The organism is Cryptosporangium phraense, assembly GCF_006912135.1.
GTDB classification, from domain to species: Bacteria; Actinomycetota; Actinomycetes; order Mycobacteriales; family Cryptosporangiaceae; genus Cryptosporangium; species Cryptosporangium phraense.
Genome location: NZ_VIRS01000029.1, coordinates 47,566 through 68,225 on the forward strand (window position 1 = coordinate 47,566; position 20,660 = coordinate 68,225).

The 20,660-nt window shown below is 72.0% G+C and carries 19 protein-coding genes; 5 read left to right on the plus strand and 14 right to left on the minus strand.

Annotated elements, in window-relative coordinates:
- Genes FL583_RS31005 through FL583_RS31035 form a run of 7 tightly spaced genes read right to left on the minus strand, consistent with a single transcriptional unit; the run spans position 1 to position 5,780 of the window.
- Positions 1 to 954, minus strand: coding sequence for an ROK family protein (locus FL583_RS31005; protein ID WP_142708414.1), 954 nt, complete (start codon positions 952 to 954; stop codon positions 1 to 3).
- Positions 951 to 1,631 (minus strand): copper homeostasis protein CutC, encoded by a 681-nt coding sequence (locus FL583_RS31010; protein WP_142708415.1) that lies wholly within the window; start codon positions 1,629 to 1,631, stop codon positions 951 to 953. The genes FL583_RS31005 and FL583_RS31010 overlap by 4 nt, the downstream gene beginning before the upstream one ends.
- A complete protein-coding gene (locus FL583_RS31015) occupies positions 1,628 to 2,578 on the minus strand; it encodes an asparaginase (RefSeq protein ID WP_142708416.1) in 951 nt (316 codons plus the stop codon). Before FL583_RS31015 ends, FL583_RS31010 begins: the two co-directional genes overlap by 4 nt.
- Positions 2,575 to 3,402, minus strand: coding sequence for an amino acid ABC transporter permease (locus FL583_RS31020; RefSeq protein WP_142708417.1), 828 nt, complete (start codon positions 3,400 to 3,402; stop codon positions 2,575 to 2,577). The genes FL583_RS31015 and FL583_RS31020 overlap by 4 nt, the downstream gene beginning before the upstream one ends.
- Positions 3,399 to 4,043: an amino acid ABC transporter permease gene (locus tag FL583_RS31025; RefSeq protein WP_142708418.1), complete on the minus strand. Its 645-nt coding sequence runs from the start codon at positions 4,041 to 4,043 to the stop codon at positions 3,399 to 3,401. The genes FL583_RS31020 and FL583_RS31025 overlap by 4 nt, the downstream gene beginning before the upstream one ends.
- A gap of 58 nt (positions 4,044 to 4,101) precedes the next feature.
- Positions 4,102 to 5,040, minus strand: coding sequence for a glutamate ABC transporter substrate-binding protein (locus FL583_RS31030; protein WP_142708419.1), 939 nt, complete (start codon positions 5,038 to 5,040; stop codon positions 4,102 to 4,104).
- Positions 5,041 to 5,051: 11 nt separating this feature from the next.
- Positions 5,052 to 5,780, minus strand: coding sequence for an amino acid ABC transporter ATP-binding protein (locus FL583_RS31035; RefSeq protein ID WP_142708465.1), 729 nt, complete (start codon positions 5,778 to 5,780; stop codon positions 5,052 to 5,054).
- Between the two features lie 117 nt (positions 5,781 to 5,897).
- Here FL583_RS31035 and FL583_RS31040 point away from each other — a divergent pair, with 117 nt between their 5' ends.
- Complete coding sequence (locus FL583_RS31040; RefSeq protein WP_205752617.1) at positions 5,898 to 7,061, plus strand: ROK family protein; 1,164 nt, start codon at positions 5,898 to 5,900, stop codon at positions 7,059 to 7,061.
- A 1,271-nt stretch (positions 7,062 to 8,332) separates the two neighbouring features.
- Here the strand turns inward: FL583_RS31040 and FL583_RS31045 are convergent.
- Entirely contained in the window at positions 8,333 to 8,959 is a 627-nt protein-coding gene (locus FL583_RS31045) for a TetR/AcrR family transcriptional regulator (protein WP_205752618.1), read from the minus strand.
- A gap of 87 nt (positions 8,960 to 9,046) precedes the next feature.
- Between FL583_RS31045 and FL583_RS31050 the strand changes: the two genes are divergently transcribed.
- Complete coding sequence (locus FL583_RS31050) at positions 9,047 to 10,504, plus strand: MFS transporter (RefSeq protein WP_205752619.1); 1,458 nt, start codon at positions 9,047 to 9,049, stop codon at positions 10,502 to 10,504.
- A 58-nt stretch (positions 10,505 to 10,562) separates the two neighbouring features.
- Positions 10,563 to 11,726 (plus strand): mandelate racemase/muconate lactonizing enzyme family protein, encoded by a 1,164-nt coding sequence (locus tag FL583_RS31055; RefSeq protein ID WP_142708421.1) that lies wholly within the window; start codon positions 10,563 to 10,565, stop codon positions 11,724 to 11,726.
- Between the two features lie 20 nt (positions 11,727 to 11,746).
- On the opposite strand, the gene FL583_RS31060 is transcribed toward FL583_RS31055, so the two are convergent.
- The 3 genes from FL583_RS31060 to FL583_RS31070 form a co-directional block, all read right to left on the minus strand.
- Complete coding sequence (locus FL583_RS31060) at positions 11,747 to 13,105, minus strand: amidohydrolase family protein (RefSeq protein ID WP_142708422.1); 1,359 nt, start codon at positions 13,103 to 13,105, stop codon at positions 11,747 to 11,749.
- A gap of 64 nt (positions 13,106 to 13,169) precedes the next feature.
- The gene (locus FL583_RS31065; protein ID WP_142708423.1) at positions 13,170 to 14,228 is read right to left on the minus strand and encodes a response regulator transcription factor; all 1,059 of its coding nucleotides are present in this window, start codon (positions 14,226 to 14,228) and stop codon (positions 13,170 to 13,172) included.
- Between the two features lie 30 nt (positions 14,229 to 14,258).
- The gene (locus FL583_RS31070) at positions 14,259 to 14,744 is read right to left on the minus strand and encodes a hypothetical protein (protein WP_142708424.1); all 486 of its coding nucleotides are present in this window, start codon (positions 14,742 to 14,744) and stop codon (positions 14,259 to 14,261) included.
- Between the two features lie 335 nt (positions 14,745 to 15,079).
- Here FL583_RS31070 and FL583_RS31075 point away from each other — a divergent pair, with 335 nt between their 5' ends.
- Both FL583_RS31075 and FL583_RS31080 read left to right on the plus strand, forming a co-directional pair.
- On the plus strand, positions 15,080 to 16,855 hold the full coding sequence (locus FL583_RS31075; protein ID WP_142708425.1) for a flavin-containing monooxygenase: 1,776 nt from the start codon (positions 15,080 to 15,082) through the stop codon (positions 16,853 to 16,855).
- 117 nt (positions 16,856 to 16,972) lie between these two features.
- Positions 16,973 to 17,728: an SDR family NAD(P)-dependent oxidoreductase gene (locus tag FL583_RS31080; protein ID WP_142708426.1), complete on the plus strand. Its 756-nt coding sequence runs from the start codon at positions 16,973 to 16,975 to the stop codon at positions 17,726 to 17,728.
- Here FL583_RS31080 and FL583_RS31085 read toward each other — a convergent pair.
- From FL583_RS31085 to FL583_RS31095, 3 genes are read right to left on the minus strand one after another with little or no spacing between them, the layout of a single operon-like run.
- Positions 17,672 to 18,484 (minus strand): ATP-binding cassette domain-containing protein, encoded by an 813-nt coding sequence (locus FL583_RS31085; protein ID WP_142708427.1) that lies wholly within the window; start codon positions 18,482 to 18,484, stop codon positions 17,672 to 17,674. The genes FL583_RS31080 and FL583_RS31085 overlap by 57 nt on opposite strands.
- Positions 18,481 to 19,503 carry an ABC transporter permease gene (locus FL583_RS31090; RefSeq protein WP_142708428.1) on the minus strand — a complete coding sequence of 341 codons (1,023 nt, stop codon included), beginning with the start codon at positions 19,501 to 19,503 and terminating at the stop codon, positions 18,481 to 18,483. The genes FL583_RS31085 and FL583_RS31090 overlap by 4 nt, the downstream gene beginning before the upstream one ends.
- Positions 19,500 to 20,555 (minus strand): substrate-binding domain-containing protein, encoded by a 1,056-nt coding sequence (locus FL583_RS31095; protein ID WP_142708429.1) that lies wholly within the window; start codon positions 20,553 to 20,555, stop codon positions 19,500 to 19,502. The genes FL583_RS31090 and FL583_RS31095 overlap by 4 nt, the downstream gene beginning before the upstream one ends.
- Between the last annotated feature and the right edge of the window lie 105 nt (positions 20,556 to 20,660).

Sequence of the window (20,660 nt, forward strand, 5' to 3'; positions counted from 1 at the left end):
CTACTCAGGACACCCGGCTGGACCGCTCGTCCACTCGTCGACGCAGGCCGCGGAACCCGTCAGCGCGAAGGCCTCGATCGCCGCGCCGAGCTGCCCGGCGGCCGGGCCGACCGACGACAGCCGCAGCGGCGGCGCGGCCCGCCAGACCAGCAACTCGCTCAGCGCCGCGGACACCGGCTTCAGCAGCGCGTCGCCGGCCAGCGCCATCCCGCCCCCGAGCACGATCAGCGCCGGGTCGAGCATCATCGTCAGCGTGTTGAGCCCGAACGCCAGCGCGGTCGTGGCCTCGGTCCAGACCTGGTCGGCCAGTGCGTCCCGGCCCAGTAGCGCGGTGACCTCCCGGGCCGTCGAGGCGCCGGTGCCGCCGGCCGCGCGGTAGCGGCGCGGAACCGCGGCCCCGGCCGCGTAGGCCTCCAGGCAGCCGCGCTTGCCGCACGGGCAGTCCTCCCCGCCCGGGTACACCGGCATGTGCCCGGCCTCCCCGGCCGCGCTCCCGGCCCCGGTGACCAGCACTCCGCCGGTCATCACGGCGGCCGCGATGCCGGTGCCGAGCTGCAGCAGCACGAAGTCCGAGGCCCCCCGGGCCGCGCCCAGCTGAGCCTCGGCCCGGCCGGCCGCACGCACGTCGTGACCGACCGACACCGGCAGCCGCAGTTCGGTCTCCAACGCCCCGCGCAGGTCGAAGTCCCGCCAGCCGAGGTTCGACGCGTAGGCGATCCGCCCGGTCGACGCGTCCACCAGGCCCGGCGTGACGACCCCGGCGGCCAGCACGTCCAGCCCCGCGGCCGCGGCCTCGGCGCGCAGCCCGTCGATCATCGACCGGACCGCGGCGACCGTGTCGTCCCCGCCGAGGCTCGGCGCCTCCCGCCGGCTCCGCCGCCGTCCGCGATCGTCGACGACTGCCGCCTTCACCGTCGTCCCGCCGATGTCCACGGCGATCACCGCGCCGGTCACGCGTCCACCGCCGCGCGGACCGCGCGGACCTCGTCCGCCGAGGTCCGCAGCCGGCCGCCGGCCTCGGCCATCGCCCGCAGATGCACCTCGGCGACGTGGGTGAACGCCACCAATTCGGCGACGTTGGGGGAGCGCACCGATCCGCCGGCCAGAATCGTGATCCGGTCGCCGCCGTAACTCACCAGCTCACGCAGCCGATTCCGACCGGCCGACGCGCTGCCCGGGCCACCGCCGGTCAGGATCCGGGCGACGCCCAGCCCGGCCAGCGTGTCGAGCGCCGCGAACTGGTCGGCGACGTCGTCGAACGCCCGGCTGAACGTCACCGGGGCACCGGCGCACGCGTCCAGCAACGGCCTCAGTACCTCGACGTCGACCAGCCCGGCCGGTGTGAGCCCGCTGAGCACGAAACCGACCCGGGGGAAGTGGGAGAACGTCCGGATGTCGGTGAGCATCACTGCGACCTCGTCGGCCGAGTAGACGAAGTCGCCGCCGCGCGGACGGATCAGCACCTGGATCCCGACCCGCGCCGTCGCCTCGACGACCGCGGTGACCATGCCCAGGCTCGGCGTGATGCCGCCCTCCAGCAGGTCGGCGCAGAGCTCGATCCGGTCGGCGCCGGCCGCTTCGGCGACCCGCGCGCCCTCGACGTCGTCCAGGCAGATCTCGACCAGCGTCATCGCAGCGGACCGACGACGATCCGGCCGACCGGCCGGCCGCCGCCCAGCACCGGCACCGACGCCAGGTCACCGGCGCCCGAAGTGTCGACGCCGAGGGCGGCCAGCGCGGCCACGGCCAGCATCGTGGTGGCCCGGGGCGACCCGTCGGCCACCTTCATCGCGACGGCCCGGCCGTCGGCGGCCGCGGCCATCAGCACGCCCTCGGCCCCGCCCTTGGCGACGACGCCCGGCACGCGCCGCATGAGCTCGGTGTTCTGGTGCCCGGTGCCGCCGACGAAGAACGGCTCGGCGCGCATCGCGTCGGCCACCGCCCGGGACGGCGACCCCGGCTCGGAGGTCACCAGGTTCGAGGCGGCCCGGGCCAGCCCGTAGACGGTCGTCCCGAACAGCGGGGCTCCGCACCCGTCGGTGGTCACGTGGGTCACCCCGCCGCCGGTGGCGGCCTCGATCGCGTCGCGGACCGCGCGCTGGACCGGGTGCTCGAACGTCAGGTAGTCGTCGGTCGACCAGCCGTTGTGGACGCAGGCCGCGAGCATCGCCGCGTGCTTGCCCGAGCAATTCATCCGGATCGGCGAGCGGCTCTCGCCGGCCCGGATCAGCCGGTTGCGGGTGTCCTCGTCCTCGGGCCAGTCGGACGGGCACTGGAGCGCGCTCTCGTCCAGACCGGCCTCGGCCAGGATCTGCCGGGCCCGGGCCACGTGCGCGTCCTCGCCGGTGTGGCTGCCGGCCGCGATCGCGGTTCCCGTCTCGTCCAGAAAAAGACCGGCGGTGCGGCAGGCGACGGCCTGCCACGGCTTCACCGACGAGCGAGGGAGGATCGGCGCGTCCGGGTCACCGGCCGAGAACGCGATCCGGCCGGAGGCGTCCAACGCGACGAGCGTGCCGAAATGACGGCTCTCCGGGAACCCGTCGCGCTCGACGACGGCCAGCTCAGCGAGCTCCTTCACGGCATCTTCTCCAGGATCGGACCGGCCGCCCGTCGGCGGGTGAAGTTCTGCAGGCGGTGGGCGAGCCCCGACAGGATCAGGTTGCAGACCAGGTAGACGAGCGTGACGACGAGGTAGGTCTGGACCAGCAGGTGGTTGTAGGCGGCGAGCACCTGGGCGCGGTAGAGCAGCTCGGTGAACGCGACGATGAACCCCAGCGAGGTGTCCTTCAGCAGACTGACCAGCTGGCTGACCACCGAGGGCGCGACCCGGCGCAGCGCCTGCGGCAGCACGACCAGCCGCATCGACTGCCACCCGGTCATCCCCAGGCTCAGCGCGGCCTCGTTCTGCCCGCGGGGCATGCTCAGGATGCCGGCCCGGAAGATCTCCGCGAACGCGGCCGCGTTGGCCACGGTCAGCGGCAGCACCAGCTTCCAGAGCAGCGGCAGGTTGATGCCGTACCGGGGCAGGCCGAACAGCGTCACGTAGATCAGGAGCAGCACCGGGAGCGTGCGCGCGATCTCGATGTACCCGGTGGCCAGCCAGCGGACCGGGGTCACCCGGGACAGCCGCCCGATCGCCAGGATCAGCCCGGCGGCCGCGCCGAGCACCGCGACCAGCGCCGCGGCCTCGAGCGTGCCGCGCAACCCCACCAGCAGGTACTTCCAGATAGGCCACTGCCCGAACGGACGCCACTTGGCCGCGTCGAGCTGGCCGTGGTCGCCGAACTGGTGCAGGCCGAGCGCGACGACCGCGACCAGCACCACGACCGTGATGATCGAGGCGATCCGGATCCGGCGGCGCCCGCGCGGCCCGGGCTCGTCGAACAGGACGGACGCGCTCATCGGACGATCCTCACTCGCCGTTCGAGCACTCCGGTGGAGAGCCCGATCACCAGCGCCAGCGCCATGTAGGCCAGACCGGCCCCGACGAAGATCGGGATCGGCTGGGCGTGCACGAGGTTGACCTTGTTGGCCGACGCGGTCAGCTCGACGACGCCCACCGCCGCGGCCAGCGACGTGTTCATCAGCAGCGCGATCATCACGTTGCCGACCGGCTGCACGACCGCGCGCAACGCCTGGGGCAGGATCACCAGCCGCAGCGACTGGAAGAACGTCAGGCCGATCGCCCGGGCCGCCTCGGCCTGCCCCATCGCGACCGTGTTGATGCCGCTGCGGACGGCCTCCGCCACGTAGGCGGCCTCGTAGATGATCAGCACGACCACCGCGGTGGTGGTCAGCGGCATCAGCAGGCCGACGTCGGGCAGCGCGAACACGAACAGGACCAGCAGCGCGAGCGCCGGCACGTTGAGGAAGAACTGCACGTAGCCGAGCGCGATCGCCCGCAGGATCGGCACCGGGCTGACCCGGGCCGCGGTCACCAGCACGCCGAGGATCAGCGCGCCGACGCCGGCCACCACGGTCATCCAGACCGTGGTCCACACGCCGTCGAGCAGCGCGGGCAAGTTGTCGAGCAGGACGTTCACGCGCCGCTCTCCCTATCGGAGGCGTCCGCCGGGGCGCGCGCCCCGGCGGACGAGGGGATCAGGAACCCGGGACCGAACCGATGGCCGGCGGGGTCGGCGGGTCGGACTTCACGACCGTGCCGAGCGTGGCCTTCCAGACGTTCGCCCAGATGCCCTTGTCCTGGATCGACTTCAGCCAGGTGTTCACGAACGACTTCATCTGCGCGTCGTCGTGCTTGAGGCCGATGCCGTACGGCTCCTCGGTGAACGGGTTGCCGACCACCGTGATCGCCGGGTTCGCCTTGGCGTCGCTGGCCAGCAGCGTGATGTCCTGCACGTAGGCGTCGCCGCGGCCCTGGGTCAGCGCCTGGACGGCCTGCGGGTCGGTGCCGAACGAGATCACCTTGGCCGTCGGCGCCTGCTTCGGCACCTCGGTGACGGCCGGGGTGTTCGCGCCGACGATGACGGTCTTCCCGTCGAGGTCCTTGACGCTCTTGATCGCGGTGTTGCCGGTCTTCACGGCCACGGCCAGGCCGGACGAGAAGTACGGTCCGGCGAAGTCGACCTGCTTCGCGCGGTCGGTGGTGATCGTGTACGTGTTGAAGACGACGTCCACCGTGCCGTTGGCGAGCAGCGCCTCACGAGTCTCGGTGGCCGGCGGCACGATCTGGACGCTGGGCTTGCCGAGGATGTAGATCGCCAGCAGCTTGGCCAGGTCGGCGTCGAAGCCCTCGACGTTGCTGGGGTTGGACGGGTCCTGCTGGGAGAGCAGCGGAGCGTCCAGCGCCTCGGCGACGATCAGCTTGCCGCGCTTCTTGATCTTCTCCATCGTCGAGCCGGGCAGGATCGCCGCGACGTCGGCCACCGGAGCGTCCGAGTAGAGGTTGCTCGGAGCGGAACTGGCCGCGGGCGGAACCGCCGACGACGAGGAATCGTCGGAGTCGCCGCCGCAGGCGGTGAGTGCGAGCGCGACCGCAGCGAGCGCTGCGGTGAACAGCGTGGTCCGGCGAGCGGCCATCTGTATCCCTTTCAGTGACTGAGGACCTTGGAGAGAAAATCCCGGGCGCGGTCCGAGGACGGCCGGGTGAAGAACGCGTCGGGAGTGTCCTGCTCGACGATCTGGCCGGCGTCCATGAACACCACACGGTTGGCGGCCCGGCGGGCGAACCCCATCTCGTGGGTGACGACGACCATCGTCATGCCCTCGCGGGCCAGCTCGGTCATGACGTCGAGGACCTCGTTGACCATCTCGGGGTCGAGCGCGCTGGTCGGCTCGTCGAAGAGCATGACCTTCGGACGCATGGCCAGGGCCCGGGCGATCGCCGCCCGCTGCTGCTGGCCGCCGGAGAGCTGGGCCGGGTACTTGTCGGCCTGGTCGGCGATGCCGACCCGCTCCAGCAGCTCCAGGCCGTCCTTGCGGGCCCGGGCCTTCTGGACCTTGGTGACGTGGACGGGGCCGAGCGCGACGTTGTCGAGGATCGTGCGGTGGCCGAACAGGTTGAACGACTGGAAGACCATGCCGACCTGCGCGCGCAGCCGGGCCAGGGCCTTGCCCTCGCTGGGCAGCGGGGCGCCGTCGATGCGGATCTCGCCGGAGCTGAGCGACTCGAGCCGGTTGATCGTCCGGCAGAGCGTCGACTTGCCGGAGCCGGAGGGGCCGACGACCACGACGACCTCGCCGGACTCCACCGTGAGGTCGATGTCACGCAGCACGTGCGCCTCGCCGAAGTACTTGTTCGCGCCGAGTACCTCGATCATCGCGGTCACGCTGGACACCTCCCGTTCATTTTTGCGATTGCGGTGACACTAAGTCCAATTATCGAAACAAGTCAACGGACGATCGAACATTTAACATGGACCTGGTACAACGAAGGGGTGCAGCCTGACTCGTTCGCCCCGGACTCGCCGGGTGCCGTCCTGCGTCTGGTGCGCTCCGGACAGGCTTCCTCCCGTTCGGATATCGCCCGTATTACCCACGTTTCGGCGTCTACCGCGGCCACCCGGGTCGAAGCCCTGATCGATATCGGGTTGTTGCACGAGACCGGGGCCGGCCGCTCCCGGGGCGGCCGGCGTCCGCGCCGGCTCGAACTCCGCACCGACGCCGGGGTCGTGGCCGCCGCCGACCTGGGCGCGAACCACGCCACGCTGGCGCTGTTCGACTTCGGTGGCGCGCTGCTGGAAGAGCGCAGCCTGCCGATGGACATCGCCGACGGCCCGGAGCGGGTGCTGGGCTGGGTCGTCGAGCAGGTCCGCGCGCTGCGCACCGCGTCGGACGCCCCGCTGGCCGGGCTGACCGTCGGGGTGCCCGGGCCGGTCGACTTCCGGGCCGGCCGGGTCGTCTCACCCTCCCGGATGCCCGGCTGGAACGGTGCCGACGTGCCCGCGCTGACGAAGGCGCTGGTCGACGTGCCGGTGCTGGTGGAGAACGACGCGAACCTGATGGCGCTGGGGGAGTTCTCGGCCGCTCCCGACGGATGCGAGCACCTGGTCTTCCTGAAGGCCGGCTCGGGCATCGGCTGCGGCGTGATCGCGTCCGGCGCGCTGCACCGCGGGGCCCGGGGCGCGGCCGGCGACATCTCGCACGCGCCGGTCTCCGATCAGCAGGACGTGCCGTGCTCCTGCGGCCGGAACGGCTGTCTGGACGCCGTGGCCAGCGGTGCCGCGCTGGCCCGCAAACTCGCCGAAGCCGGCTTCGACGTCCAGGGGACGGCCGGGGTGGTGGAGATCGCGAAGAACGCCGAGCCGGTGTCGGCCCGGATGTTCCGCGACGCCGGCCGGGCCACCGCGGACGTGCTGGCCACGATCGTCAACTTCTTCAACCCGGACACGCTGGTGCTGGGTGGGCAGCTCAGCCAGGCCGAGCCGTACGTGGCGAGCATCCGGTCGACGCTGTACGAGCGGTGCCTGCCGATGGCCGTCGAGAAGCTGACGATCACGCCCAGCCGGGCGGGGCGCCGTACGGGCGTGATCGGTGGGGGGCAGTTGATGCTGGAGCATCTGTTCGACCCGAACCGGGTCAACGCGCTGGCCCAGGCGTAGCGGTTCCGGCCCGTTCTCGGCCGCTGAGTGAGGGCCGGGGCTGCGCTGATCGCCTCCCGGCGTTGGTCGCGCCGTGGGGCTGTCCTGCGAATCAGGTAGGCCGGATCGGCGTCGCGGTGAGAGATGCGGGAGGCCTGGTCGGTCACGATCCGCTCCGGCCGCGTCCGCATTCGGCCCTGGCCGGGGCACCGAATTCTCCTCCAGCAGCGGAGCTGCGGGGTGCCGGCGGTCAGCCGGACGGCCTTGTCCCGACGAACCACCCGAGCATCCGACCAGGCCGGTCAGCGACTCACAGGCCCTGGTGCAGGTGGGTCGGCGGCCTCGACCGGCCGGCGAGAGGCCGCGGCGCGCCCGGCGGCAGACCTGGGGCGGGAGGCGCGTTGGGCCGATTCTGCAGGGCATCGAGCTGCGGGCCTAGGTTCGCGCCCGGCTACCCAGGTGTGTCGCTGGGGCCGGGGGCATCGCGGGAACCACTACCGGCCGACTTCCGCCGCGGCCAGCGCCGACCTGGGCGCGCCCGGCCCGGTATGCGCGTCCGGGGGGCGGCGAGGCTGACCGAGGTCAGGGCCGTTCTGCGGCGGTGGGCAAGCCCCACGAGGCTCCCCGCGTGAACGCATGCCGACGTCGGCTGCACGACCGGAACGCGCCGCTCTACCTCGCCGCCGTCGCCGGCAGGCCCCGAGCCCGCCCCGAGCCCGCCCCGAGCCCGCCCCGAGCCCGCCCCGGGCCCGCACCGCGACCGGCGGCAACGGGCAGGCGGCCAGGTAGCGGGCGTCGCTCGAGGAAGGGTTGATCCCGCCTTCGACCGCGTGCCGCTGCTACGGTTCTGCGCCAACCGGCGGCAACGTGGGATACCGGCCATGACCCTGGAACCGGCTGACCGCATCGGCCACCACGACGCCGTGGCCGCCACGGCGGCCGCCCACCGGCGTTCGAACCCGAACCCCGTGGGCCGGGCCCGGGGCCGGGGCTCCGTCCGGGACCCGTTGGCTCGGCTGCTCGCGCGGACGGCCTCGATCACGGACCGGAACGGAGATGCGTCTCCGGCCTGGCCGGCGGTGCCCAGCAGCGCCCACGGCCGTCCCGCATCGGCCGCCAGATGAAGCATGCTGGCGGGCCCGACCACGGTCGAGCCGACCGGCGCGCCCCGTCACTCCGCAGGCCTGCGCCCGACGCCCGAACTCAGCAACGACCCGCGGCCACTCACCCGGCTTCGCCGGCGGCAACGCGGCCATCGGGCGCCGCCCGCCCGCTCGAAGAGCGGCCCGTCGCTACCGCCCGGCCTCCGTCGGCGTCTCCCCATAGACCAGGCGCAAGATCGCGTCGGTCAACGTATCGAGCACCTCGTCCTCGTCGTACTCGCCCGGATTCGCATACACGTCCGCGAACGTGATGACCCGCAAATTCACCGCCATCTTGGCGATCAGCGCCGGGGGCCCCGGCACGGTCCGGCCCGCCCGCGCGTCGCGCTCGATGCGGTCGCTGAAGTGCCCGCAGCCCTCGTCGACCAGGCGGTTACGGACGTGCTGCACCTCCGGGCCGGGATCCGGCGTGATGAACGCTTCGCGCAGCCAGCGACCGTCGATCTTCCAGCGGGCCAGCCCCGCGGCCAGCCCTCGGCGCAGCGCGGCCCGGTCGAGCCCCTCGGCGGCGAGCCACTCGGCCATCTCCAGGTCGGCCTCGGCGATGCCCTGGTCGACGACCGCGGCCAGCAGCGCCTGCTTGGACTCGAAGTAGAAGTAGAACCCCGAGCGCGCGATGCCGGCCGCACCGGCCAGCTCGTCGATCGTCACCTGGCTGATCGGCCGGTCGCGGAACACGGCCCGGGCGGCGTCGATCAACGCCTGTTCGCGCTGGTCGCCCTTCGTGGGGGCACGGCGGCTCTTCGTGGCTGGCACGGACCCCACGTTAACAGCAATCGACGTCACGTCTTTCATTTTCGACACAGTGTTGAGAATCCTCGGCGCGCCGTCTACGTTCGGCTCATGTCCTTTCGAACGCGCCTTGCGTTGCCCGTCGCCTGCTACGTGGTGCTCCTCGTCTCGGCGCTGCAGACCCTCGTCGTTCCGGTGGTCGCCGACATCCAGGCCGACCTCGGCGTCTCGACCAGCGCGGCCAGCTGGGTGGTGACCGCCAACCTGCTCGCGGCCGCGGTGTTCACCCCGCTGCTCGGCCGGCTGGGCGACCTCTACGGCCGCCGTCCGGTGATGCTCGGCGTGCTGACGGTCGTCCTGCTCGGCTCGGTGCTCGCCGCGGCCACGTCGAGCCTTCCGCTGCTGCTGGCCGGCCGGGTGGCCCAGGCGGCCAGCTTCGGCCTGTTCCCGCTGTCGATCGGCATGCTCCGCGAGGAGCTGCCGCCGCGGCGACTGACCGGTGCGATGGCCCTGGTCAGCGGCATGCTCTCGGTCGGCGCCGGGTTCGGCCTGGTGGTGACCGGCGTGCTGATGCGCCACGGCGGCGATTACCACGAGCTGTTCTGGCTGGCCGCCGCGCTCACCGCCGTCGGCCTGGCCGGCGTCTGGCTGCTGCCCCGGCGCGCGGGCGTGGCCACCGGCCGGCTCGACTGGGCCGGTGCGGCTCTGCTCGGCCTCGGCCTCGTGCTGCTGATCCTCCCGATGGAGGAGGGCAACGGCTGGGGCTGGGGCTCGGTCCGGGTGCTCGGCTGCCTGGCCGCCGCCGCCGTCGTCCTCGCGGTGTTCGTGCTGTTCGAGCGACGGATCGCGCACCCGCTGGTCAGCGCCCGGATGCTCAGCCACCGGCCGATCGTGGTGGCCAACCTCGTCGGCCTGTTCCTCGGCTTCTCGATGTTCGCGGTGTTCCTGGCCGTGTCCGCGCTGGTGCAGACCCCGCGCGGGATCGCCGGCTACGGCTTCGGCGCCTCGGTGCTCGCGGCGAGCCTCGTCTACCTGCTGCCCGGTACGGCCAGCGGGGTCATCTCGGCGCCGCTCGGCGGCCGGCTCGTCGCCCGCTTCGGCGCGAAGACGACGCTGATCGTCGCGGCCGTGCTGGCCGGCGTCGGCTTCGCGCTGCTGGCCGTGCTGCACTCGGCCACCTGGCAGGTGATCGTCGGGGCGCTGATCGTCAACAGCGCGGTCACGTTCGGGTACGCAGCCCTGCCCGCGCTGCTCATCGCCAACGTCGAGCCGGCCGAGACCGGCATCGCCAACAGCGTCAACTCGATCGCCCGCTCGGTCGGCATGTCGCTGGGCACCGCGTTCGTCGTCACGATGACGACCCGCAACCCCATCCCCGGCCCGGTCCCGCTGCCCCGTGAGGCGCAGTTCGTCGCGACGTTCGTCGTCGGGGCGGTGCTGGCGGCGGCGGCCGCCGTGCTGGTCGCCTGGGCCCTGCCCCGGGTTCGCGAGGTCGCGCTCAGCCCGCGCGAGGCCGAGGCCGACGAGGTGCTCGGAGCGGCCGGCCTGCCAATCCCGGCCCCGCGGTAGGCACATCGCGAGATGGCATCTTGACTTCCGGGACGAGCCGGGTCGAGGATCCTGGTCCATGAAGATCACAGCCGTCACGCCGATCCCGGTGACCGTCGAGCTCGGCCGCGAGCCCATGTCGTTCTCGTTCGTCCGGATCGAGACCGACGAGGGCCTGGTCGGGTACGGCGAGGCCTGCGACAGCTACGCCGCCACCTACGCCGGCGTGATCGGCGAGATCATCACCCAGGTGCTGTCGCCGCTGCTCGTCGGCCGGGAGTTCGTCGTCGTCGAACCGGTCGTCGAGCACCTGCGCCTGGCCACCCGGCGTCGGCTGGGCGAGAAGGGCGTCGCGGCTCACGCCCGCAGCGCGGTCGAGATCGCGCTCTGGGACCTCGTCGCCCAGGCCGCCGGACGATCGGTCAGCGAGCAGCTCGGCCAGGTCCGCGACCGGGTGAACGTCTACGCGTCCTCGACGTTCCTCGACGAGGGCCCGGCCCAGTTCCACGCCGACCTGCTCGCCCCGCTCCTGGAGCGGGGCGTCCGGTACGCGAAGGTCCGCGTCGGCCCGCGCTGGCAGCAGGACCTGCGCACGCTCACCGAGCTGCGCGACCTGCTCCCGGACGACCTCGAGCTGATGATCGACGGCAGCGACACGTTCACGCTGCCGACCGCGATGCAGGTCGCCGAGCGGCTGGGCGACCTCGGCATCCGCTGGTTCGAGGAGCCGATCCCGCAGGCCAACCGGGCGGCGATCGCGGCCCTGTCGGCCCGGTCGAGCGTCCCGATCGCCTACGGCGAGCACCTCTACGGACGGGAGGACATGCTCGACGCGCTGGCCAACGACGGCATCTCGGTCGTCCAGCCCGACGCCTCGACCTGCGGGATCGCCGAGGCCCGGGCCGTCGCCGGAATCGCGACGTTCTACGGAGCGCGGGTCGTGCCGCACATCTGCGCCGGTCCGGTCGCGCTCGCCGCCAACCTGGCGGTGGCGGCGTCGGTGCACAACATCAACCTGGTCGAGTACCCGTTCTTCCTGGAGCCGGCCTGGGAAGCGCTCGGGGGTGGCAAGCAGTTCGGCATCGAGGCGATCGAGGACGGCTCGCTCGCGGTCCCGTCCGGCCCGGGTCTCGGCGTCCGCCTGCCCGAGGACGCGGCCACGACGTACCCGTACCGGCTCCCCGGCACCCGGATCGTCGGGACTGTCGGCGGAGTGCTCGACCGCTTCGTCGGGGACCGCTGAGGGCCTCGGGCCCGTCGGGCTCAGGAAGGCAGTTCGAGGGCTCCGCTGAAGCGGAGCCCGTCGACCTCGACCCCGACCTGCTTCAGCAGCCGATCCCGGCTCGCCTCGGCCTGCCGCACCAGGTCGTCCCGGTCGACGCCGAGCACCGCGCCGTTCCACTTCCGCGGTACCCCGTCGACGACGACCGCGGTGACGTCCTGCGACTCGGCGTAACTGGCCACCGCACCGAGGTGGGACGCGATCGGGCGCAGCCGGGCCAGTGAGAACACGGTCAGGTCGGCCTTGGCGCCCGGCCGCAGCACGCCGATCGTCCCGTCCAGACCGGCGGCCCGGGCCCCGCCGACGGTCGCCGCCCGCAGCGCGTCCCGGACCCCGTACGGCCGCGGGGCATCCGCGGAACCGGCCTGGGCGGCCGCGTAGGCCTGGCCGCGCTGGGTGATCAGCAGCGTGCGCAGCTCGCCGAGCAGGTCACTGCCGTACTCGAACTCGTTGTCGGTGCTGATCGCCTCCTGGACGCCGAACCGGTTCGCGGTGAGCACCGGGCCGGCGACCGCGAGCCCGTAGTGCGGATCCGACCGGGGCACCAGCGCGATCGCCGCCCCGCTGTCGGCGATCGCCCGCCAGTGGGCGTCGGCCAGGCCCAGGACGTGGTCGAGCGTGACGTGCGGGCCGAGCAGCTCCGGCGTCATCACCGCGTCCAGGTCGCCCATCCCGGCGATCGTCTCGGCGACCAGCCCGAGCCCGTTCTCGGCCGCGAACGTCAGACCCGCCACCGAGGGGAACAGCTCCATCAGCCGGACGTCGATCCGCGGGTCGTCGGCCGTCGAGTCCCGCAGGTCGAGGACGGCCCGGTGCAGGTGGGCGTCCGGCTGACCCAGGCCGACCCCGGCCGCCACGACCGCGCGCAGCCCCGCTTCGCGGAGCGCGCCGACGACCGCCTGCCCGTGCTCCAGGCTCCGGACGTTGTGGCTGTTGTCGACGATCGTCGTGACGCCCTGCTCGATCGCCCGCACGGCTGTGACGCGTTCCCCGATCGCGACGTCGTCGGGCGTCATCAGCGGGGCCAGCGTGGTGTGGGTGAGGTTCAGGTAGGCCATGATGTCGCTGTCCGGCGAGATCCCGCGCAGCGCGCCCTCCCAGGCGTGCACGTGCCCGTCGACGAGCCCCGGCGTGATCACGGTGCCGGTGGCGTCGACGACCAGCGCGCCGGCCGGCGCCGAGGCGCCCGCGCCCGGCCCGACCGCGGTGATCGTGGGGCCGGTGACGACGACGTCGCCGACGAAGTCGCCCACCGCCGGGTCCATCGTGATGACGCTGGCGCCGGTGAACACGACGGTCCGGCCCGGCGTCCACTCGTCCGGGACGTGCCGATCAGTCATCTCCACTGCGTTCCTCCGAGGGTCGGTGCTGTCCTCTCACCCTGGAACGGGCCGGGAGCGGCCGTCACCCCTCGTTTGCGGGGTACGCGAACACGGTGGCCACGAGTTCGCCCCGGCTGCTCACCCCGACCTTGGCGAAGATCGTTTTGAGGTAGTCCCGCACCGTGTGCGGCGAGAGGAACAGCTCGGCCGCGATCTCCTGGCTGGTCAGCCCGCGTGCCACGGCCCGGGTGACCTGCTGCTCGCGCGGGGTGAGCGCGTGCGCGGCGACGAGGATCGGGGCGATCTGTTCCGCGCGGGCGGGTTCCACGGTCACCGCGGTCGGCCCGGGGGAGCCGTCCGGCCCGCGCAGCCGGGACGCGTGCAGGGAGAGCCAGCGCCCGGACGCGGCCCGCAGCCGGGTGACCGCGGGACCGGGGTCCCGGCCGAGCACGACCGCGGTGGCCCGGGCCGTGATCGCGTGCACCGGGGTCATCGTGGCCGGGAACGCCCGCCAGTCCGGGCCGCCGATCTCCGCGAACAGAATCTCGGCCTGGGCGTCGAGCGAGAGCAGCGTGCCGCGGGCGTCGAACAGCGCGGTGCCGGGGCCCGCGGGCGCGGCCGGGCTCCGCGTCCCGGCCGCGAACGCCCGCAGCGCCCGGGCGACCGGCGGGACGATCTGCTGGATCTGTTCGCGGTCACCGGCGGTGAACGGCGCGCGCGAGCGTTCCCGGTACAGGTCGAGGACGCCCCAGGTCGTGGTGCCGAGCCGGAACGCGGCCCGGAGCTCGTCGCCGTAGCCCTGCGGAGCCAGGTACTCGCGGAAGCGGGCGCTGCTGGCCGGCCGGTTGCCGGTGACGTCGTAGAGTGTCCCGACGCCCGGGGAGCTGCGGGCCACGTCCCGGAAGAGCAGGGCGTCCTCGACGAGGCACTCCCGTTCCCAGTAGGACTCGCAGTGGCCGGTGCCGATGTTCTCCACCCGGACGGCGCTGGTGCCGAGCAGGGTGGCCGGGTCGGTGGCGAACCAGGCCGCGCCGTCGAACGGGACCAGGTCGTGCAGCTGATCGGAGACGGCCTCGAACAGCGCCACCTCGGAGCTCGCGACCCGGCAGGCCCGGACCACCGCGTCGACCTTCGCGTTCACGGCGTTCCTCCTCCGGCCGGTTCGTCCAGACTAGGACGTCGCGGTCCGAGCCCGCTCCTCCCGGCGGGTGGCCAGGCGGATGGCGGCCACCCCGGCCACCACGCCGAGCACCGCGCAGGCCGCGACGACCACCCCGGGTGCGTGCAGGTCCAGCGCGGTCACGATCGCGAACCCGTCGAACAGCGAGATCAGGACGAACCCGACGTGGCCGATGAACGCTACCTCCCAGGCCGCCGGCCGATCGCGGAGTGCCGCCGTCGCACCCCGGATCCGCCAGAGGAGATACAGCCCCAGCAGCGCCAGGCCGCCGAACGTCAGCCGCTTGGCGGTCGGGAGTCCGCTCCAGTCGACGAGGATCACCGCGATCAGCGCGGCCACCGCGATGGGACCGGCCACCGCGAACGTCAGGAATCCGGGCGACCGGACCGATCGCGGGAGCCGGGCGACCACAGTGCACCCGGCGACGAAGCAGGCGATGGCGGCGACCGCGTGCACACCGATCAGGAGGTCGTGCATGAGCCCAGTGTCCGGCGCCCCGCCCGCCCGCAACACCCCCGATTCGACGCCAATTCAGCGATCCGTGCACCGCAGCGTCGGGACCGTAGACGACGGTGAAGTCGCCGCTGATCCGGGTGGCCGGCCGCGGGGTCGCAGCCGGTCCGGCGACGCGGTGGCCACCGCGGTACCTCGCCGACGATCGGCGGTGGAGCGTCCCAGTCCAGCACGGCGCGGAGCCGCTCGCGGCCCGCGGCACCGCCGCCGCCCCCATCCGTGGTTAGCGCGAGCGTCTGTCCAGCTCGACCGTTGACCAATCGTCGCCGACGAGCGACCGTCGGTAGGCACCTGAGCACATGAACCAAAGGAGTGTCATGTCTCGAACGCCGTCCGACGTCACCACATCCTGGCTCCACGACTTCGAAGCCGCGCTCGCCGCCCGCGACCCCGACCGCGTCGCCGCGCTCTTCGCCCCCACGAGCTTCTGGCGCGACCTCGTCGCGTTCACCTGGAACATCACCACCGCCGAGAACCGCGCGGGCGTGCGCGACCTGGCCGCCGCGACCTCGGCCGCCGCGTCGAACTTCCGCGTCACCGAGGCCGAGGACGTCGACGGCGTCCCGACCGCGTACTTCACGTTCGAGACCGCCGTCGGACGCGGCTCCGGCCTGTTACGGCTCACCGACGAGGGTGCCTTCACGCTGCTGACGACGCTCGACGAGCTGAAAGGCCACGAGGAGACGCGCCCGAAGGGCGTGGACCACGGCGCCCGGAAGGACCGCGTCACCTGGACGGAACGCCGCACCGCCGAGCTCGAGAACCCGCACCCCGAGGTCGTGGTCATCGGCGGCGGCCAGGGTGGCATCGCGCTGGGGGCGCGGCTGCGCCAGCTCGGCATCGACCACCTGGTCGTCGACAAGCACGAGCGCCCCGGTGACCAGTGGCGCAGCCGCTACAAATCCCTCTGCCTGCACGACCCGGTCTGGTACGACCACCTGCCGTACATCCCGTTCCCGACGAACTGGCCGGTGTTCGCGCCGAAGGACAAGATCGGCGACTGGCTCGAGATGTACACCCGGGTCATGGAGGTCAACTACTGGGGCTCCACGACGGCCACGAACGCCCGCTGGGACGACGTCGAGAAGGAATGGACGGTCACCGTCGACCGCGCGGGCCAGACCGTCGTGCTGCACCCGAAGCACCTCGTCTTCGCCCTCGGGGTGTCGGGGAAGCCCAACGTGCCGGTCATCCCGGGGCAGGACGTGTTCGCCGGCGAGCAGCACCACAGCTCGCAGCACCCGGGGCCGGACGCGTACAAAGACCGGAAGGTCGTCGTCATCGGGTCGAACAACTCGGCGTTCGACATCTGCGGCGCGCTCTGGGAGGTCGGAGCCGACGTCACGATGGTGCAGCGCAGCTCGACGCACATCGTGCGGTCGGACTCGCTGATGGAGATCGCGCTCGGCGACCTCTACTCCGAGCGGGCCGTGGCCGCGGGCGTCACCACGCACAAGGCCGACACGATCTTCGCGTCGCTGCCCTACCGGCTGCTGCCGACCGTCCAGATCCCGGTCTACGAGGCGATCGCCGAGCACGACCGGGACTTCTACCAGCGGCTGGAGAAGTCCGGCTTCCGCCACGACTGGGGCGACGACGGGTCCGGGTTGTTCCTGAAGTACCTGCGCCGCGGATCGGGCTACTACATCGACGTCGGTGCGGCCGAGCTCGTGGCGAGCGGCGAGGTCAAGCTGGCCCAGGGTCAGGTGGTCGAACTGACCGAGCACGGCGTGCGGCTCGACACCGGCCAGGAGCTACCGGCCGACGTCGTCGTCTACGCGACCGGCTACAGCTCGATGAACGGCCTGGCCGCCGACATCGTCGGCCAGGAGATGGCCGACGCCGTCGGCAAGGTGTGGGGGCTCGGCTCCGACACGACCAAGGACCCGGGCCCGTGGGAGGGCGAGGAGCGCAACATGTGGAAGCCCACCCGGCAGGAGGGGCTGTGGTTCCACGGCGGGAACCTGCATCAGTCGCGCTACTACTCGCTCTACCTCGCGCTGCAGCTCAAGGCCCGGCTGGAGGGCATCCCGACCCCGGTCTACGCGCTGGCCGAGGTGCACCACACGTCCTAGGGAGAGACCTGGGTCCCGGGGGCGACCTCGGGACCCGGGCTCCGGCTCCGACGACGTCCGGGCGCCATACCCGGCATAACCTACGTTCTCTACACCTGGCGCCCGAAGGAGTTCACCATGGCGGTTCTCGACACGTTCTCGCTGGCCGGCAAGCGGGCCGTCGTCACCGGCGGCAGCCGGGGCATCGGCAAAGCGCTCACCCGGGGCCTGGCCGAGGCCGGGGCCGCGGTCGCGATCATCAGCCGGGACGCCCAGGTGGCCGCGCACACGGTCGAGGAGCTGCGGGCCGAGGGACACGACGTCTCCGCGGTCACCGGCGACCTCACCGCCGGACCGGGCCTCATCGACGCCGCCGCCGACGCCCTCGGCGGCCTGGACGTCCTGGTCAACAACGCCGGCGCCTGCATCCACAAGCCGGCCCTCGAGGCCACCGACGACGAGTGGGACGCGGTGTTCGACCTCAACGTCAAGGCGCTGTGGCGCAGCAGCCGGGAAGCCGCCCGGCACCTGACGCCGGGCGGCGGCACGATCATCAACGTCGGATCGATGTCCGGGTACATCGTGAATCGCCCGCAGCCGCAGGCCGCGTACAACGCGTCCAAGGCCGCGGTGCACCACCTGACCAAGTCGCTGGCCGCCGAGTGGGCGCCGCTGGGCATCCGGGTCAACGCGCTCGCGCCCGGTTACGTCAACACCGAGATGGCGCCCGTCGACCGTCCGGAGTTCCGCCGGTACTGGATCGAGGACGCCCCTCAGCAGCGCTATGCCCGGCCGGAGGAGATGGCGCCGGCCACCGTGTTCCTGGCTTCGGAAGCGTCAGCGTTCATGACCGGTTCGATCCTCGTCATCGACGGCGGCTACACGGTCTTCTAGCGTGACCGCGCCGGTCATGATCGCGACGGCCTCGGCCATCGTGTGGGACTGCGGCGTGATCACCCCGGCCCGCCGTCCCAGCCGCTGGATGTGGATCCGGTCGGCCACCTCGAACACGTGCGGCATGTTGTGGCTGATCAGGATCGTCGGGAGCCCGCGCGACCGGACCTCTTCGATCATCCGCAGCACCTGGCCGGACTCGCGGACGCCGAGCGCGGCGGTCGGCTCGTCGAGCACCAGGACCTTGCTGCCGAACGCGGCCGCCCGGGCCACCGACACGGCCTGCCGCTGACCGCCGGAGAGCGTCTCGACCGGCTGGGCCATGTTCTGCAGGGTCCCGATGCCGAGGTCGCTCAGCGCGGTGGCGGCCTCGTCGCGCATGCCCTTCTTGTCGAGCATCCGGAACACGCTGCCGAGCACGCCGGGCCGCCGGCGTTCCCGGCCCAGGAACAGGTTACTCGCGATGTCGAGGGCGGGCGCGACCGCGAGGGTCTGGTAGACGGTCTCGATGCCGGCCGCCCGGGCGTCCAACGGGCCGCGGAAGTGCACCTCGTCGCCGTCGATGCGGATCTCGCCGGCGTCCGGGGTGAGCGCACCGGTCAGGCACTTGATCAGCGTCGACTTGCCGGCGCCGTTGTCGCCGATGACTGCGAGCACCTCGCCGGGGTAGAGGTCGAGGTCGACGCCGTCCAGGCCGATGACCCGTCCGAACGTCTTGACCAGGCCGCGGGCCGAGAGGACCGGTTCGGGGCTCATGCCTTCACCCTCCGGATCCACTGGTCGATCGCCACCGCGGTGATGACCAGCAGGCCGACGGCGAGCACGCGCCACTGGTCGTCGACCCCGGCCAGCGACAGGCCACTGCGGAACGCGCCGACGATCAGCGCGCCGAGCAGCGTGCCCAGCAGCGCCCCGCGTCCGCCGAACAGGCTGGTGCCGCCGATGACGACGGCCGTGATGCTCTCCAGGTTCGCGTCGACGATCGCGTTCGGGCTGGCTGCCCCGGCCCGTCCGATCAGGATCCAGGCGGTCAGGCCGTAGATCGCCCCGGCCACGACGTAGACGCTGATCAGCACGCGGTTCACCCGGATACCGGCCAGGTGGGCGGCCTCCTTGTCGTCCCCGACCGCGTAGACGTGCCGTCCCCAGGCGGTGTTGGCCAGCGCGAACCCGACGCCGACGTAGAGCAGCAGGACGATCACGACGCCCCAGCTGATCCGCCAGCGCCCGGCCCCGAACGTCTCGCCGGTCCAGTTGAGCAACCCGGGCAGCTTGTCGGCCTGGACGCTCTGCCCGCTCGTGTACAGCAGGCCGATGGCCGTGAAGACGCTGAGCGTCCCCAGCGTGACGATGAACGGCGGCAGCGCGATCCGGGTGACCAGCGTGCCGTTGACCAGCCCGGCCACCACGCCGAGCCCGATCGCGACCAGCACCGCGAGCACGCCCGGGATGCCGTTGTTCTCGGCCAGCTTGGCTCCGACCATCATCGCCAGGATCGTCACCGCCCCGACCGAGAGGTCGATGCCCGCGGTGAGGATGATCAGCGTCTGGCCGACCGCGAGCGCGCCGATCACCGCGACCTGCTGGAGCAGCAGCGACAGCGACGCGGGCTGGGCGAACCGGGGGTTGAGCGCCGAGAACACCGCGAACGCGATGATCAGGACCAGCAGGGGGCTGATCGCCGGGTAGCCGTGCAGTAGGTGCTGCACGCGCTGGAGCGGTGACCGGCGGCGGAGCGCGAACTGCTCGGCCGCCGTCTGGATCGTCGCGGTCACGACTTGCCCCAGCAGAGCTCGGTGCCCTTGGTGGTGTCGATGCTCTCGACGCCGGTCGCGGCCTTGTCGGTGACCAGCGCGACGCCGGTGTCGAAGAAGTCCTTGCCGCTGGTGACCGACGGCTTCTTCCCGCCGGTGGCGAGCTGCTTGATCGCCTTGACCCCGAGCTGGGCCATCTTGATCGGGTACTGCTGCGAGGTCGCGCCGATCACGCCGTCCTTCACCTGCTGCACTCCGTCGCACCCGCCGTCGATCGAGACGACGAGCGGATTCTTGACGCCGGCGGCCTCCAGGGCCTTGTGCGCGCCGACGGCGGCCGGCTCGTTGATCGTGTAGACGACGTTGATCGCCGGGTTCTTGGCCAGGCACCGTTCCATCGCGGTGCGGCCGCCGTCCTCGGCGCCGGTCGTCGGCTCGTTACAGACGATCTGATACGTGCCGCCGCTGTATTTCCCGGACTTGGCCTCGTCGCCGTTCTTCATCTTGTCGCCGGTCGGGATGCCCATTCCGGTCAGGAAGCCCTGGTCGCGGTTGTAGTCGACCGAGACGATCTTGTCGTTGAAAAGGTCGAGCATCGCGATCGTGGCCGGCTTGCCGGCGAGTTGTGCGGCCGTCCATTTGCCGATCAGTTCGCCGGCCCGGAAATTGTCGGTGGCGAACGTGATGTCGACGGTGTCCGGCGGATCCGGGGGAGTGTCCAGCGCGATCACGTAGAGCCCGGCCTCGCGGGCCTTCTTGATCGCCGGGTTGACGCCGGGGCCGTTCGTCGTGATCAGGATGCCTTTGTCGCCCCGGGCGATGGCGTCCTCGATCGCCTGCACCTGGGTCTGCTCGTCGCCGTCTTCCTTGCCGGCGGCGATCGTGAGCTTCACGCCCTCGGCCTTCGCGGATTCCTTGGCGCCCTGCTGCATCGTGACGAAGAACGGGTTCGTCGAATTCTTCGTGATCAGGGAGACCGACACTTCGTCGTCGCCGCTGCCGCTGTCTCCACAGGCGGCGGAGGCCAGTAGGAGGGCGGTCGCGATGAGAACACTCGAAACACGTCGATTCATTGTCCTGCTCCTTCGCCTGACAACGTTGTCGGCGAGTCTCGACTTTCTGAATCGGTGGAGTCAATACGCAGGTCTGAGTTGGATTTAATTGGTCTCCACAGTGTT